Source organism: Fusobacterium ulcerans ATCC 49185, assembly GCF_900683735.1.
GTDB classification, from domain to species: domain Bacteria; phylum Fusobacteriota; class Fusobacteriia; order Fusobacteriales; family Fusobacteriaceae; genus Fusobacterium_A; species Fusobacterium_A ulcerans_A.
Window position 1 is genome coordinate 3406425 of record NZ_LR215979.1, and the last position, 13571, is coordinate 3419995.

At 30.0% G+C, this 13571-nt stretch carries 22 protein-coding genes; 18 read left to right on the plus strand and 4 right to left on the minus strand.

The features are described 5' to 3' along the window. The first annotated feature begins 4 nt into the window (after positions 1-4). The 6 genes from rpsE (at position 5) to E0E45_RS15390 (ending at position 4094) form a co-directional block, all read left to right on the plus strand. On the plus strand, positions 5-508 hold the full coding sequence (gene rpsE / locus E0E45_RS15365) for a 30S ribosomal protein S5 (RefSeq protein WP_130891949.1): 504 nt from the start codon (positions 5-7) through the stop codon (positions 506-508). Between the two features lie 12 nt (positions 509-520). Continuing rightward, entirely contained in the window at positions 521-706 is a 186-nt protein-coding gene (gene rpmD, locus E0E45_RS15370; protein WP_005885913.1) for a 50S ribosomal protein L30, read from the plus strand. Position 707: 1 nt separating this feature from the next. Further along, the gene (rplO, locus tag E0E45_RS15375) at positions 708-1187 is read left to right on the plus strand and encodes a 50S ribosomal protein L15 (protein ID WP_005950336.1); all 480 of its coding nucleotides are present in this window, start codon (positions 708-710) and stop codon (positions 1185-1187) included. 37 nt (positions 1188-1224) lie between these two features. After that, complete coding sequence (gene secY / locus E0E45_RS15380; protein ID WP_130891950.1) at positions 1225-2505, plus strand: preprotein translocase subunit SecY; 1281 nt, start codon at positions 1225-1227, stop codon at positions 2503-2505. 119 nt (positions 2506-2624) lie between these two features. Further along, entirely contained in the window at positions 2625-2849 is a 225-nt protein-coding gene (locus E0E45_RS15385; RefSeq protein ID WP_130891951.1) for a hypothetical protein, read from the plus strand. A gap of 243 nt (positions 2850-3092) precedes the next feature. Continuing rightward, positions 3093-4094 (plus strand): 2-hydroxyacid dehydrogenase, encoded by a 1002-nt coding sequence (locus E0E45_RS15390; RefSeq protein ID WP_130891952.1) that lies wholly within the window; start codon positions 3093-3095, stop codon positions 4092-4094. A gap of 95 nt (positions 4095-4189) precedes the next feature. On the opposite strand, the gene E0E45_RS15395 is transcribed toward E0E45_RS15390, so the two are convergent. Beyond that, positions 4190-4570 (minus strand): Fur family transcriptional regulator, encoded by a 381-nt coding sequence (locus tag E0E45_RS15395; RefSeq protein ID WP_130891953.1) that lies wholly within the window; start codon positions 4568-4570, stop codon positions 4190-4192. A 182-nt stretch (positions 4571-4752) separates the two neighbouring features. On the opposite strand from E0E45_RS15395, the gene E0E45_RS15400 reads away from it, so the two are divergent. After that, a complete protein-coding gene (locus E0E45_RS15400; protein ID WP_130891954.1) occupies positions 4753-5229 on the plus strand; it encodes a 6-carboxytetrahydropterin synthase in 477 nt (158 codons plus the stop codon). Between the two features lie 136 nt (positions 5230-5365). Here the strand turns inward: E0E45_RS15400 and E0E45_RS15405 are convergent, their stop codons facing one another. After that, positions 5366-5872 carry a YcxB family protein gene (locus E0E45_RS15405; protein ID WP_130891955.1) on the minus strand — a complete coding sequence of 169 codons (507 nt, stop codon included), beginning with the start codon at positions 5870-5872 and terminating at the stop codon, positions 5366-5368. A gap of 141 nt (positions 5873-6013) precedes the next feature. On the opposite strand from E0E45_RS15405, the gene E0E45_RS15410 reads away from it, so the two are divergent. From E0E45_RS15410 to E0E45_RS15460, 11 genes are all read left to right on the plus strand, one after another. Further along, positions 6014-6493, plus strand: a complete 480-nt coding sequence (locus E0E45_RS15410; RefSeq protein ID WP_130891956.1) for a hypothetical protein — start codon at positions 6014-6016, stop codon at positions 6491-6493. Positions 6494-6642: 149 nt separating this feature from the next. Further along, entirely contained in the window at positions 6643-7284 is a 642-nt protein-coding gene (locus tag E0E45_RS15415; protein ID WP_130891957.1) for an adenylate kinase, read from the plus strand. Positions 7285-7314: 30 nt separating this feature from the next. Then, a complete protein-coding gene (gene map / locus E0E45_RS15420; protein WP_130891958.1) occupies positions 7315-8079 on the plus strand; it encodes a type I methionyl aminopeptidase in 765 nt (254 codons plus the stop codon). 80 nt (positions 8080-8159) lie between these two features. Further along, complete coding sequence (gene infA / locus E0E45_RS15425) at positions 8160-8381, plus strand: translation initiation factor IF-1 (protein WP_005885934.1); 222 nt, start codon at positions 8160-8162, stop codon at positions 8379-8381. Between the two features lie 24 nt (positions 8382-8405). Then, positions 8406-8519 (plus strand): 50S ribosomal protein L36, encoded by a 114-nt coding sequence (rpmJ, locus tag E0E45_RS15430; protein ID WP_005950352.1) that lies wholly within the window; start codon positions 8406-8408, stop codon positions 8517-8519. Positions 8520-8692: 173 nt separating this feature from the next. Beyond that, complete coding sequence (rpsM, locus tag E0E45_RS15435; RefSeq protein WP_096404419.1) at positions 8693-9049, plus strand: 30S ribosomal protein S13; 357 nt, start codon at positions 8693-8695, stop codon at positions 9047-9049. A 63-nt stretch (positions 9050-9112) separates the two neighbouring features. After that, positions 9113-9502: a 30S ribosomal protein S11 gene (rpsK, locus tag E0E45_RS15440; protein WP_005950356.1), complete on the plus strand. Its 390-nt coding sequence runs from the start codon at positions 9113-9115 to the stop codon at positions 9500-9502. Positions 9503-9566: 64 nt separating this feature from the next. Beyond that, entirely contained in the window at positions 9567-10154 is a 588-nt protein-coding gene (gene rpsD, locus E0E45_RS15445; RefSeq protein ID WP_005982445.1) for a 30S ribosomal protein S4, read from the plus strand. A 27-nt stretch (positions 10155-10181) separates the two neighbouring features. Further along, positions 10182-11159, plus strand: a complete 978-nt coding sequence (locus E0E45_RS15450) for a DNA-directed RNA polymerase subunit alpha (RefSeq protein ID WP_130891959.1) — start codon at positions 10182-10184, stop codon at positions 11157-11159. Between the two features lie 25 nt (positions 11160-11184). Continuing rightward, positions 11185-11535: a 50S ribosomal protein L17 gene (gene rplQ / locus E0E45_RS15455; RefSeq protein WP_005950362.1), complete on the plus strand. Its 351-nt coding sequence runs from the start codon at positions 11185-11187 to the stop codon at positions 11533-11535. A 215-nt stretch (positions 11536-11750) separates the two neighbouring features. Further along, positions 11751-11951: a cold-shock protein gene (locus E0E45_RS15460; RefSeq protein WP_005950364.1), complete on the plus strand. Its 201-nt coding sequence runs from the start codon at positions 11751-11753 to the stop codon at positions 11949-11951. A gap of 89 nt (positions 11952-12040) precedes the next feature. Here the strand turns inward: E0E45_RS15460 and E0E45_RS15465 are convergent, their stop codons facing one another. Both E0E45_RS15465 and pncA read right to left on the minus strand, forming a co-directional pair. Next, positions 12041-12913, minus strand: a complete 873-nt coding sequence (locus E0E45_RS15465; protein ID WP_130891960.1) for a hypothetical protein — start codon at positions 12911-12913, stop codon at positions 12041-12043. Continuing rightward, complete coding sequence (gene pncA / locus E0E45_RS15470) at positions 12910-13539, minus strand: bifunctional nicotinamidase/pyrazinamidase (RefSeq protein ID WP_130891961.1); 630 nt, start codon at positions 13537-13539, stop codon at positions 12910-12912. The genes E0E45_RS15465 and pncA overlap by 4 nt, the downstream gene beginning before the upstream one ends. Between the last annotated feature and the right edge of the window lie 32 nt (positions 13540-13571).

Below are 13571 nucleotides of genomic sequence, written 5' to 3' on the forward strand. Positions count from 1 at the left end.
TCACTTGTCTAAGTTAGCAAATAGAGAAGAAAAACAATATCAAGAAAAATTATTGAAAATTTCAAGAGTTTCTAAGACAACTAAAGGAGGAAGAACAATATCTTTCTCAGTTTTAGCAGCAATTGGAGATGGAGAAGGAAAGATCGGATTAGGATTAGGGAAAGCAAATGGTGTACCTGATGCTATAAAGAAAGCTATCGCTTCTGCTAAAAAGAACATGGTAGAGGTTTCTTTAAAAGGAAAAACTATTCCTCATGAAATCACTGGAAAATGGGGTGCAACAAATTTATGGATGGCACCTGCATATGAAGGAACTGGAGTTATTGCTGGATCTGCAGCAAGAGAAATATTAGAACTTGTAGGAGTTCATGATATTTTAACAAAAATCAAAGGTTCTAGAAATAAGCACAACGTAGCAAGAGCTACTGTTGAAGCATTGAAAATGTTAAGATCAGCTGAACAAATAGCTGCTCAAAGAGGAAAAGAAGTTAAAGATATCTTAAGCTAGGAGGGAATTTAGATGGTAAAGCTTAGAATAGAGCTTGTGAAAAGCATAATCGGAAGAAAGCCTAACCACATAGCAACTGTAAAGTCGCTAGGGCTTAAGAAGATGAACGATGTAGTGGAGCATGTAGAAACTCCTGAGTTAAAAGGAAAACTAGCTCAAGTTTCTTACTTACTTAAAGTAGAGGAGGTGCAAGCATAAGATGAAATTAAATGAATTAATGCCTTCTGTACCTAGAAAAGCTAGAAAAAGAGTTGGAAGAGGAGAATCTTCTGGATTAGGAAAAACATCTGGAAAAGGAAGTAACGGACAAAACTCGAGAGCGGGTGGAGGAGTTAAAACTTATTTCGAAGGTGGACAAATGCCTATCTATAGAAGAGTTCCAAAAAGAGGTTTCTCAAATGCTATATTCAAAAAAGAATATGCTTTAATAAGCTTAGATTTATTGAATAAATTTGAAGATGGAGCAGTAGTTACTCCTGAAGTTTTATTCGAAAGTGGATTAGTAAGAGACTTAAAAGATGGAATCAAAGTGCTAGGAAATGGATCACTTGATAAAAAAGTAACTGTTAAAGCTCATAAAGTTTCTGGATCAGCTAAAGCTGCTATTGAAGCAAAAGGTGGATCTGTAGAAATACTAGAAGTTAAAACATTTGCTGATGTTGCTGGAAACAACAAATAGTTTTTATTGTTAGTTTGAGAAGCGAGGTGAAGTTGTTTTGACTTTGATGGAAAAATTTTATGCAAAATTGAGTAGCATTAGGAGAATTCCTGAGCTAAGAGATAGAATTATCTTCACCTTGTTAATGTTCTTAGTTGCTAGAGTTGGAACATATATTCCAGCTCCTGGCATAGATGTAGATAGACTTGCAACTATGACAGCACAAAGTGACATATTGGGATACATTAATATGTTTTCAGGTGGAGCTTTTAAAAGAGTTTCTATCTTTGCTCTAGGTATTGTTCCTTATATTAACGCTTCAATCGTTTTCAGCCTTTTGGCTGTAATCATTCCTAAAATTGAAGAAATTCAAAAAGATGGAGAAGCAGGAAGAAACAGGATCAATCAATGGACAAGATACTTGACAATAGCTATTGCTATAGTTCAAGGTTTTGGAGTATGTATGTGGCTTCAGTCTGTAGGACTGGTTACTACACCAGGAACATTATTCTTCTTGACAACAGTAGTTACACTGACTGCAGGTACTGTTTTTCTTATGTGGATAGGAGAGCAGATATCAATAAAAGGAATTGGAAATGGGGTTTCATTACTTATTTTCTTAAATGTAATATCTGGAGGACCTTCAAGTGTTGTTCAGACTATACAAACAATGAAAGGAAGTAAATTCCTTATACCAGTACTAATCCTTATAGCAGGTGCAGCGATACTTACAGTGGCAGGGATAGTAATTTTCCAATTAGGACAAAGAAAAATACCTATTCATTATGTAGGAAAAGGATTTAGTGGAAAAGGAGGTATGGGTCAAAACTCATATATACCTTTAAAACTTAACAGTGCAGGAGTAATGCCTGTTATCTTTGCATCAGTAGTTATGATGATACCATCAGTAATTATAAATGCAATACCTTCACAATATACTTTTAAAACTACATTAGCAATGGTATTCAGTCAAAAACATCCAGTATATATGGTAGTATATGCTGCAGTTATTATATTTTTCTCATTCTTCTATACTGCTATAGTTTTCGATCCTGAAAAGGTTGCAGATAACTTAAAACAAGGTGGAGGAACAATTCCAGGAATAAGACCTGGGAATGAAACAGTTGAATATTTAGAAGGTGTTGTAACAAGGATAACTTGGGGTGGTGCTTTCTTCTTAGCGATCATATCTATACTTCCATATACAATTTTTACTACTTTTAATCTTCCTGTATTCTTTGGAGGAACTGGTATAATAATCGTAGTTGGAGTTGCTATAGATACTGTTCAGCAAATTAATGCTCATCTTGTTATGAGAGAATACAAAGGGTTTATATAAAGCTTTATATAAATAAAGACACAACTTTAAAGGTTGTGCCTTTTTTTATTTTTTGAATATTTGACATAAGAGGAAATTTAAAATATAATTTAAAAAAAGATATATAAGCGGGGTTAGAAATGGTAAAATTTACAGATGAGGATAAAGAATTTATAAATGGGAATTTTGATGAAGCGTATGATATAATTCACATGTATGATGTTGAAGGAGTTCTGATAACTATTGCTAAATTTATAGCAGCTTATTGCTATGATGATGAGTATGAATTGACAGAGCTGGGAGAAATAGCTCAGAGAGCCTATACAAGAATATATGAAAATAATAGAGATGTGCTTGAAAAATAGGAGATTTATTGAAAAAATAAAAATAGCATTGATAATTTTATTTTTAATTACTAGAAGTATAGATTATCATGAAGAAAAAATATATAAGGTATAAAATTGAAAATAGTTATAATCATTGATATGTAAATAATGGCGATGAGAATAATAACGAAATTTTAAATCAAAAAATAGTTATATATATAAAAGAAAAGAGTGATAAACTCCGAAATATATCATAGATGAAGATATACTATGGAGGTAATTATGAAAATACTATTTTATGACACAAAACCATATGATAAGGAATTTTTTAATAAATATAATAAGGGCTATGGATTTGATATAAAATATCTGACAGGAAAATTGACTGAAGAAAGTGCTGATCTTGCAAAAGGATATGATATCATTTCTATTTTTGTTAATGATACTGTAGATAAGAAAGTAATAGATATACTTGTAGAATGTGGAGTAAAGCTTATAGCTATGAGATGTGCAGGATATAATAATGTATCTTTAAAAGATATAGATGGAAAAATAAAAGTAGTGAGAGTACCAGCTTATTCACCATATTCTATTGCAGAATATACTGCTGGAATGATAATGACATTGAATAGAAAGATTCATAAAGCATATATTCGCACAAGAGAAGGAAATTTCTCAATAACAGGACTTATGGGATATGATTTGCATGAGAAAACAGCAGGAATAATAGGAGCTGGCAAAATAGCTCAGATTTTAATAAAGATATTAAAAGGGTTTGGGATGAAAGTTATAGCTTATGATCCATATCCTAATTATGAAAAAGCAAAAGAATTAGGATTTGAATTTACTGATTTGGATACTCTATATAAAGAAGCTGATATAATATCTTTGAATTGTCCTTTAACTAAGGAAACCAGATATATGATAAATAGAAATTCTATGAATAAGATGAAAGATGGAGTAATGATAGTAAATACAGGTAGAGGAATGCTGATTGATACAGTAGATTTGATAGAGGCATTGAAAGATAAAAAAATAGGAGCTGCTGCATTAGATGTATATGAAGAAGAGGCAGATTATTTCTTTGAAGATTATTCAAATATGGTAATAGAGGATGATATTTTAGGAAGACTGCTCTCATTCAATAATGTGCTTGTAACATCACATCAGGCTTTTTTTACTAAAGAAGCAGTGGAAGAAATAACTAGAGTAACTATGGAAAATATAAAGAGATTTCAGGAAGGAAAACCTTTAGAAAATGAAGTAAAATATATAGAAAAATAAAATATAGATTAGGAATAGTTAAAAATTTACATAATATTTATCTTTTAATGAAACTCTGACAACCTAAATTAGTTGTCAGAGTCTTTTTTATTAAATTATATTTTTTTATTATTACAGTTAGGGCAGGTACCATATAAAATTAAATCGAAATGCTTTATTTCTATATTTTTATCTGTTATTGCATTTTCTAACAATGTTATATCAAAATTATCAATATCAGTAATTGTTTTACAACTATTGCAAATTAAATGTATATGTGATTTCAAATTTCTATCAAATCTATCATTTTGATTGGGAAAACTCACTTTTTTTATTAAGTTCATTTCTACAAGTTTAGCTAAATTTCTATATACCGTTCCTAGACTTAGTTCTGGATTATTGGCTTTTAAAGAGATATAAATATCATCAGCAGTAGAATGCTTATCATCATTTAGTACATAATTTAATATTAATTCCCTTTGTCTAGAAAATTTCATAATATTAACTCCTTTCAAATAAAGTTCTATTATTATATAATAATATATTTTTCAAGATTTAGGAATATATTTTTTAATATTTTTGATTTATTATTGACATTAGGTAATAAAAAGGTTATACTCTCTATATAATAATAATAATCATTACTGTTATTATATAGAGAGTATAAGGGAGGAAATATATGAGATCAGTAACTAAGTTAAATATTCAATATGCACATCGTTTTTTAGGATATGAGGGAGAGGCAGAATATCTTCATGGACATTCTGGGTTTTTGACAATTGAAGTAGAAGGAGATGTAGATAAAAGAACAGGTTTTGTTTATCCTTGTAATGGAATAAAGTCTATAGCATGGGATTATTTAAAGAATTTTGATCATGCATTAATTATGCAAGAAAATGATCCATTACTGCCAAAAATTTTAGAAGTATATGAAAAGCAAGGAATAAAAGAAGGAACAAAAACAAATACTAATATGGGGTTACCAATAGAGAATGAATTAGCAAAAGCCTATCCAGAATGTAGATTAGTAGTTGTAAAAAAAGTGGCTACATGTGAAAATTTAATAGAAGTATTCTATTCTTTATTAAAGGATAAACTTAATATTAAAAAAATGGTATTTGCATCAGGAGATAATTGTGCATCAACTGAATTTTAATATTGTAATATAAAATTAAATTCATAAATAATTTTATATAGTTAATTATTTGTAAAACAAATGAGATTGAAAGAGTTAAAATTCTTTCAGTCTTTTTTTATTTATCAAGAGGATGAATGGATAATATCAGCAGTATTTATTTAAATTTTTTATATATCTTCTTATCATTGTACTTCATAAATAAATTTTTGAATTCTATTATTTCCATCTCATTATTAAAAACTCTTTTTGGAATTAAAGTATACATCTCTTTTGAATGAATTATGTAAAAGAAATTATCATTTTCCCATAGAGCTTCATAAAAATTCCAATCCAACTCAGAATTGATACCATTAGTTTTAAATAGTATCCTATTATCTCTAAATTCGAGATGATACTGTTGATTAAATTTATTAATTTTGTTATAAAATATCCCAGGCTGAAAAACGTATAATACTGCAAAGATAATAGAAACAATAAAAAGGAGTATAATAAGGATAATAGGCATTATAGAAACCCCATTGTTTATAAATAAGTATATAGTAAAAATTATAAGGAGTCCAATTAGGGTTAAATCAAGTTTTTTAATTGTTTTATTCATAAAAAGATAATTCCTTCTAGATTTTACATATTCATCTCGAGCATATTTAAAGTTAAGTATCATAATTTACCTCCTTTTATAATTATATTTATATGCTATCATATTATGAAAAATATGTATATGGGCAATAATAAAAATATGGAAGATTGAATTTATAAGGGAATTACTATATAATTTTAGAAGAAAACAAAAAAAGGAGAGATTATGGAAAATAAGCAAGAAATAAGAAGTTGTATAAATAGGTTTAGATTTTTCTGGACAATGTGCCTAGGTATGTGTTCTTTAATGCTTTTAATTTTTGGAATAAAAAGTAGAATATGGGAGAGTGAAATTTCAATAGTAACTAAGATTTTATTTGTGATATTGGTAATATGGTGGATGGTTCCATTGATAAAATATTTAGAAAAATATCAGCAGATAACTATTGATGAAGAGAGTATAAGAGCTGATAAAGTATTTAAAAGAAAGAAAGTTATCATAAAAAAAGACAGAATTTCTTCTGTAGTTATTGGAAAGCTCACTATAGGAAAGAAAATTTATAATATATTCACAATAAAAAGTAAGGATGGGGAAGAAATAGTAATGTCTGGATTTGAAATTAAAAATATTGGAGAATTAGCAAGAGCTATTGGAAAAAAGCTGCCATTATCAAAAATAGAAAAAGCTGAAAGAGATATAATATAAAAATTGAAGATAGTGAACAGAAAAAATAGAATATTTTAGTTATGCAATACAAAGAAAATGAAGTATCTACTTCATAAAATAGTGCATTTTTTGCTTAATTATTGTATAATAATAAGGTAATAAAAAAATATTTTAAGGAGATGTTGTATATGAATATTATGTTATTTGGAGCACCAGGTGCAGGAAAAGGAACACAGGCTAAATTCCTTATTGAAAAATATGGAATTCCTCAAATTTCTACTGGAGATATATTGAGAGCTGCTATAAAAGAAGGAACTACTATGGGGCTTGAAGCAAAAAAATTCATGGATGATGGAAAATTAGTTCCAGATTCAACAATCATTGGTATTATTAAAGACAGATTATCAGAAGATGACTGTAAAAAAGGGTTTATACTTGATGGATTTCCAAGAACATTAGCTCAAGCTGAAGCTTTAGAAGTTCTAATGAAAGAAATGAATATCAAATTAGATAAAGTTATTTCTTTAAATGTACCAGATGAACTTATACTTGGAAGAATTGTTGGAAGAAAAGTATGTCCAGTATGTGGAGCTTCATTCCATGTTAAATTCAATCCACCAAAAATAGAAGGGAAATGTGATCTTTGTGGAGCAGATTTAATTACAAGAAAAGATGATAATGCAGAAACTGTAACAAAAAGATTGAATGAATATCATTCTCAGACAGCTCCATTATTTGATTTCTATCAATCAAGAGGGATACTTGTTGATATAGATGGAACTAAAAAAATGGAAGATATAACAAAAGAGATATTTGATATTCTAGGATAGTATTTATTTTATTTTCGAAAGGAAGTTGAGATGTCGCTTATAAAAAGTTTAGAAGATATAGAGCAGATAAAAAAATCTAATCAGATTATAGCAAGACTGTATAGAGATGTTCTGCCCAAATATATCAAAGCAGGTATATCTACTAAAGAGATAAATGAAATAGTAGAAGATTACATAAGATCACAGGGAGCTAGACCTGCATGTATTGGAGTAGAAGGATTATATGCTCCCTTTCCAGCAGGAACTTGTATATCTGTCAATGAAGAGGTTGTTCATGGAATACCAGGAGATAGAATTCTTCAAGAGGGAGATATAGTAAGTATAGATACAGTTACTGAGTTGAATGGATTTTATGGGGATTCAGCAATAACATTTCCAGTGGGAGAAATAGACGAAGAATCTAGAAGACTTTTGGAGGTTACTGAAAAATCAAGAGAGATAGGAATTGAAATGGCTGTAGCTGGTAATAGAATAGGAGATATCGGGCATGCTGTTCAGAGTTATGTAGAAAAAAATGGTTTCACAGTAGTGAAAGATTTTGCTGGACATGGAGTGGGACATGATATACATGAAGATCCTATAATTGCCAACTTTGGAAGAAAAGGTAGAGGAATCAAAATTGAAAATGGAATGGTTCTTGCAATAGAGCCAATGGTCAATGTAGGTACATACAAAATCAATGTAAAAGAGGATGGATGGACAATAGTAACTAAAGATGGAAAAAGGTCTGCGCATTTCGAACACTCAGTAGCAATCGTTGATGGAAAACCGATTATATTAAGTGAGATAGATTAAGAAAAAAAGCTAAGAAAATACTAGACTTTTTATATTTTTAGTGATATAATAATTTGAAGTTCTGTTCGATAGGAGGAATTATGTCGAAAAAAGATGTTATCGAATTAGAAGGTACTATTTTAGAGGCCCTTCCAAATGCAATGTTTAAAGTTGAATTAGAAAATGGGCATACTATTTTAGGCCACATTTCTGGTAAGATGAGAATGAATTATATTAAAATTTTACCTGGAGATGGAGTAACTGTACAAATCTCTCCTTATGACTTGTCAAGGGGTAGAATCGTATACAGGAAAAAAAATTAATTAATCACGAAAGGAGGCAGATTAATGAAAGTAAGAGTATCAGTTAAACCTATTTGTGACAAGTGCAAAGTTATCAAAAGACATGGAAAAGTAAGAGTGATTTGTGACAATCCTAAACACAAACAAGTTCAAGGGTAATTTTGTAATTTAAGAGAGTTTGTTTAAAAAAAGTACTGATAATGGAGTGCTGTAAAGATATGGTGAGCTGTAGAGCCATCCCCAAAATAGGAATTGGGACATATCGAGGAAAGTATTTAGTTGGTTAATATACCAGCAAAATATATAAATTTTCGAAAGAGGAGGAAATAATTTTGGCTAGAATAGCAGGAGTAGATATCCCAAGAAATAAGAGAGTTGAGATAGCTTTAACTTACATTTACGGAATTGGAAAACCAACTTCACAAAGAATATTGACTGAAGCTGGAGTTAACTTTGACACAAGAGTGAAAGATTTAACTGAAGAAGAAGTAAATAAGATCAGAGCCATTATAGAAACTGTTAAGGTAGAGGGAGATCTTAGAAAAGATGTAAGACTTTCTATTAAAAGACTTATGGATATCAAATGTTACAGAGGATTAAGACACAAAATGAATCTACCTGTAAGAGGACAAAGTTCAAAAACTAATGCAAGAACTGTTAAAGGTCCTAAAAAACCAATCAAAAGATAATTAGAGCGTTTTAGAAATTTATAGATTAAGTTTATGATCTATTAGCAAGGGAGGTAGCTTAAGTTGGCTAAAAAGAAAGTAGCTAAGATTAAAAAGAAATTGAAAAATATTCCTAACGGAGTTGCCCATATACATTCAACTTTTAACAACACAATAGTTGCTATTACTGATGCAGAAGGGAAAGTTGTAAGTTGGAGATCAGGAGGAACTTCTGGTTTCAAAGGAACTAAGAAAGGAACTCCATTTGCAGCTCAAATTGCAGCTGAACAAGCAGCAAACATAGCTATGGAAAATGGGATGAAAAAAGTAGAAGTTAAAGTGAAAGGTCCAGGTTCTGGAAGAGAAGCTTGTATCAGATCTTTACAAGCAGCTGGATTAGAAGTAACAAAAATTACTGATGTTACTCCAGTTCCACACAATGGTTGTAGACCACCAAAAAGAAGAAGAGTGTAGTCTCACTTTATTTTGAAAAAAAAGTATTGTGGCAAATTGAATACAAAGGAGGAATATTTAAAAAATGGCAAGAAATAGACAGCCTGTATTGAAGAAATGTAGAGCTCTAGGAATTGATCCAGTAGTTTTAGGAGTGAATAAATCTTCTAAAAGAGGGCCAAGACCAAACGCTAACAAAAAACCTACAGAGTACGCAATTCAATTAAGAGAAAAACAAAAAGCTAAATTTATATATAACGTAATGGAAAAACAATTTAGAAAAATATACGAGGAAGCAGCTAGAAAACTTGGAGTTACTGGTTTGACTTTAATCGAATACTTAGAAAGAAGACTTGAAAATGTAGTTTACAGACTTGGATTTGCAAAAACTAGAAGACAAGCTAGACAAGTTGTGTCTCATGGACATGTAGCTGTAAACGGAAGAAGAGTTAACATTGCTTCTTACAGAGTAAAAGTAGGAGATGTTGTATCTGTTATAGAAAATTCTAAAAACTTAGACATCATCAAAACTGCTGTTGAAGATTCAAGAGTTCCAGCTTGGCTAGAACTTGATAAAGCAGCATTCTCTGGTAAAGTTATTCAAAATCCAACTAAAGATGATTTAGATTTTGATCTAAATGAATCATTAATAGTTGAATTCTACTCTAGATAATAAGCCCTTTTAATAGGAGTTGATTTAATGTTAAAAATTGAAAAACATGCAAGGGGTATTAATATTACCGAAGTAAAAGAGAGTGAATTTAAAGGACAATATATTGTTGAACCTTTATATAGAGGCTATGGGCATACTGTTGGTAATGCTTTGAGAAGAGTTTTACTTTCTTCTATCCCAGGAGCTGCTATTAAAGGAGTAAGAATTGATGGTGTTTTAAGCGAATTTTCTGTTATGGATGGAATAAAAGAAGCTGTAACTGAAATAATCCTTAATATCAAGGAAATCGTTGTTAAAGCCGAGAGTACTGGAGAGAGAAAAATGACTCTTTCTGTTAAAGGACCAAAAATAGTAACAGCCGCTGATATAATACCTGATGTAGGAATAGAAATAGTAAATCCTGAGCAAGTTATTTGTACAATAACTACAGATAGAGAACTTGACATGGAATTTTTAGTTGATACTGGAGAAGGATTTGTAGTATCAGAAGAAATAGAAAGAAAAGACTGGGCTGTAGATTATATAGCAGTTGATGCTATCTATACTCCAATCAGAAAAGTTTCTTACACTGTACAAGATACAATGGTAGGAAGAATGACTGATTTTGATAAGCTTACTTTAGAAATTGAAAGTGATGGAAGTATTGAAATCAGAGATGCACTATCTTATGCAGTAGAATTATTAAAATTGCATTTTGATCCATTCTTAGAATTAGGAAACAAAATGGAAAATCTAAGAGTAGAAGCTGAAGAGGAAGAAGAAAATCCTGTAAGCCATGCAAAAGATGACAATATTCTTAATACAAAGATAGAAGAACTTGATTTAACAGTTAGATCTTTCAACTGTTTAAAGAAAGCTGGAATAGAGGAAGTTAGTCAATTGGCTAAATTGTCACTTAATGAACTTCTAAAAATTAAAAATCTGGGAAGAAAATCTTTAGATGAGATCCTAGAAAAAATGAAAGAATTAGGATATGATCTATCTCAGAATGGATCTCCTGAGTAATTAAGATAAGGAGGATAGCTAACTAATGAATCACAATAAGTCATATAGAAAGTTAGGAAGAAGAGCTGACCACAGAAAAGCTATGCTAAAAAACTTAACTATATCTTTACTAAGTGCTGAAAAGATAGAAACTACTGTTACTAGAGCAAAAGAATTAAGAAAATTTGCTGAAAGAATGATAACTTTTGGTAAGAAAAATACTTTGGCTTCTAGAAGAAATGCTTTTGCTTTCCTAAGAAATGAAGAAGTTGTTGCTAAAATATTCAATGAACTAGCTCCAAAATATGCTGAGAGAAATGGTGGATACACTAGAATCATCAAAACATCTGTTAGAAAAGGTGACTCAGCTGAAATGGCTATAATTGAATTAGTTTAATAAGCAATTTATTAGATTAATAGAAATAAGAGGAACTGTTTGGTGTTCCTCTTTTTTGCTTATGAGTAAAAAGTTCTTGATAATATTGGATGTGTGGGGTATAATCTAATTAATTGTTCAAGGTTACTGATTGTTTAAAAATTGTAGAGCCTTCTCTATAGTTTTCATATCTTCAACGCTGAACGAGAATTTTTTGATTTTTTGGAGGTTATAAAATGCTAAAAGGTACAGTTAAATGGTTTAACAAAGAAAAAGGATTTGGATTTTTAACAAGTGAAGATGGAGCAGATTACTTTGTACACTTCACTGGAATCGTTGGAGAAGGATTCAGAACTTTAGAAGAAGGTCAAGAAGTAACTTTTGAAGTATCAGAAGGAAAGAAAGGACCTATGGCAGTAGAAGTTTCTGCTAAATAGGTTATATCAATATTGATCTGAAAAAAAGAGGTCTTTTAAAAAGGCCTCTTTTTCTTGGTTAAACAATATGTATATAGATAATAATAAAACTAGAATATATCATTATATTCTGCAAGAATCTCTCTTGCTGTTACAGCTATATGGAGTTTATTTCCATTTTCTGCTGTATAGGCAAGGGATTTTTTCATATTTTCCATATCTCCAAGTTCTTCATACCATACTGCTTGATAGTATCTGCAATATGATCTTATATATTTGTTATCAGTTCTATTAAATTTTCTTTCATATAATTCAATAGCTTCTTGATATTTTTTATCTTTTAATCTTAAAAGAGTAGTGAGTTCATCCAGCATAGTATTTACTTCATCTATATTTTTTACTGGGAAATATTCAGGCTGTTTTTTTTCTGGAAGATACATCATTATATTTTTTCCATTTTTGCTAACAGGAGAATTTTTAAGAAGCACAGTATAATTTTGAAGTTTGTTGATAAAAACTTCTGCTGTATTCCAATGCTCTTCACTTATATAGAATGTGGCCATATTATATAAGTAGACAATTTTTAGGTAATGGTTTTTTTCTATTTCATTTTCAGGTATTTCTCTTGCTGTTTCCACTGCTTTATTCACATTTCCCTGTGCAAAGTATCCAACAGCCATATTAAGAACAACAAATGAATATTCATTTGTATTTTTTAAAAAAGGCTTCATTAACAGAGCAGCAGACTTTTCTAAAAATAGATGAGGGTCACACTGTTCATTTAATATAGGAAGCATATTTTTTATGATATTAGCTGTATATACAGGTCTCCATAATTTTATTAAAAGTAAAAATGATGTCAAGATTACTATTATATATATGAGAGTTTCCAAAGGAATTTTGAAAACACTATAAGCAATAATTGCTGATAAAACTCCAAGTATACTTGGGAAGATTTTAAAAATAACTTTATCTTTTTTCATATATCTTTACTGTTAATTATAACAGCACCTCTGTCTTTCATTTCATTTACAGCTTTTTCAGAGTCATCAGGATATATATTTACTCCTCTGCATCCATCTTCTATTAAATATACTTTATATCCTAGTTCAAGAGCATCTAATACTGTAAATTTTACGCAGTAATCAGTAGCAAGTCCCATTATATATAGAGTATCTATATTGTTTTTCTTTAAAAGTTCATCAAGAGATGTCTTATATTTTTTACCATTGTCAAAAAAGGCACTATATGAATCAACTTCAGGATTTTCCCCCTTATATATTATGTTTTCTATTGGATGAAGTTCAGCATGAAATTTAGAACCATTTTCATTTTGAACACAATGAACAGGCCACCATACTTGAGGAAGTCCATTTAATTCTCCAACTTCACCTATTTTTCCATTTGAATTTACAGCAAAACTTTTGTGAGAAGAAGGGTGCCAATCTTTTGTTCCAATTATCATATCTCTACTTTCTTTGAAAGAGTCAATAAGTTTATTTGCAACAGGAACTACCATATCTCCATTTTTTACTTCCAAGGCCCCATTTTTACAAAAATCTTTTTGTATATCTACTAAAATTAAAGCTTTCATCGTCTCACCCCACATGATATCCTTTTGTATATTATATTATAAAGAAG

Bases quoted from the DNA above. Each gene is read 5' to 3' on its own strand.
- rpsD (WP_005982445.1), top strand. From the start codon at position 9,567: ATGGCAAGAAATAGACAGCCTGTATTGAAGAAATGTAGAGCTCTAGGA.
- E0E45_RS15415 (WP_130891957.1), top strand. From the start codon at position 6,643: ATGAATATTATGTTATTTGGAGCACCAGGTGCAGGAAAAGGAACACAG.
- E0E45_RS15405 (WP_130891955.1), bottom strand. From the start codon at position 5,872: ATGATACTTAACTTTAAATATGCTCGAGATGAATATGTAAAATCTAGA.
- E0E45_RS15465 (WP_130891960.1), bottom strand. From the start codon at position 12,913: ATGAAAAAAGATAAAGTTATTTTTAAAATCTTCCCAAGTATACTTGGA.
- E0E45_RS15395 (WP_130891953.1), bottom strand. From the start codon at position 4,570: ATGAAATTTTCTAGACAAAGGGAATTAATATTAAATTATGTACTAAAT.
- E0E45_RS15385 (WP_130891951.1), top strand. From the start codon at position 2,625: ATGGTAAAATTTACAGATGAGGATAAAGAATTTATAAATGGGAATTTT.
- rplO (WP_005950336.1), top strand. From the start codon at position 708: ATGAAATTAAATGAATTAATGCCTTCTGTACCTAGAAAAGCTAGAAAA.
- map (WP_130891958.1), top strand. From the start codon at position 7,315: ATGTCGCTTATAAAAAGTTTAGAAGATATAGAGCAGATAAAAAAATCT.
- E0E45_RS15400 (WP_130891954.1), top strand. From the start codon at position 4,753: ATGAGATCAGTAACTAAGTTAAATATTCAATATGCACATCGTTTTTTA.
- E0E45_RS15410 (WP_130891956.1), top strand. From the start codon at position 6,014: ATGGAAAATAAGCAAGAAATAAGAAGTTGTATAAATAGGTTTAGATTT.
- E0E45_RS15450 (WP_130891959.1), top strand. From the start codon at position 10,182: ATGTTAAAAATTGAAAAACATGCAAGGGGTATTAATATTACCGAAGTA.
- rpmD (WP_005885913.1), top strand. From the start codon at position 521: ATGGTAAAGCTTAGAATAGAGCTTGTGAAAAGCATAATCGGAAGAAAG.
- pncA (WP_130891961.1), bottom strand. From the start codon at position 13,539: ATGTGGGGTGAGACGATGAAAGCTTTAATTTTAGTAGATATACAAAAA.
- rplQ (WP_005950362.1), top strand. From the start codon at position 11,185: ATGAATCACAATAAGTCATATAGAAAGTTAGGAAGAAGAGCTGACCAC.
- E0E45_RS15460 (WP_005950364.1), top strand. From the start codon at position 11,751: ATGCTAAAAGGTACAGTTAAATGGTTTAACAAAGAAAAAGGATTTGGA.
- infA (WP_005885934.1), top strand. From the start codon at position 8,160: ATGTCGAAAAAAGATGTTATCGAATTAGAAGGTACTATTTTAGAGGCC.
- E0E45_RS15390 (WP_130891952.1), top strand. From the start codon at position 3,093: ATGAAAATACTATTTTATGACACAAAACCATATGATAAGGAATTTTTT.
- rpmJ (WP_005950352.1), top strand. From the start codon at position 8,406: ATGAAAGTAAGAGTATCAGTTAAACCTATTTGTGACAAGTGCAAAGTT.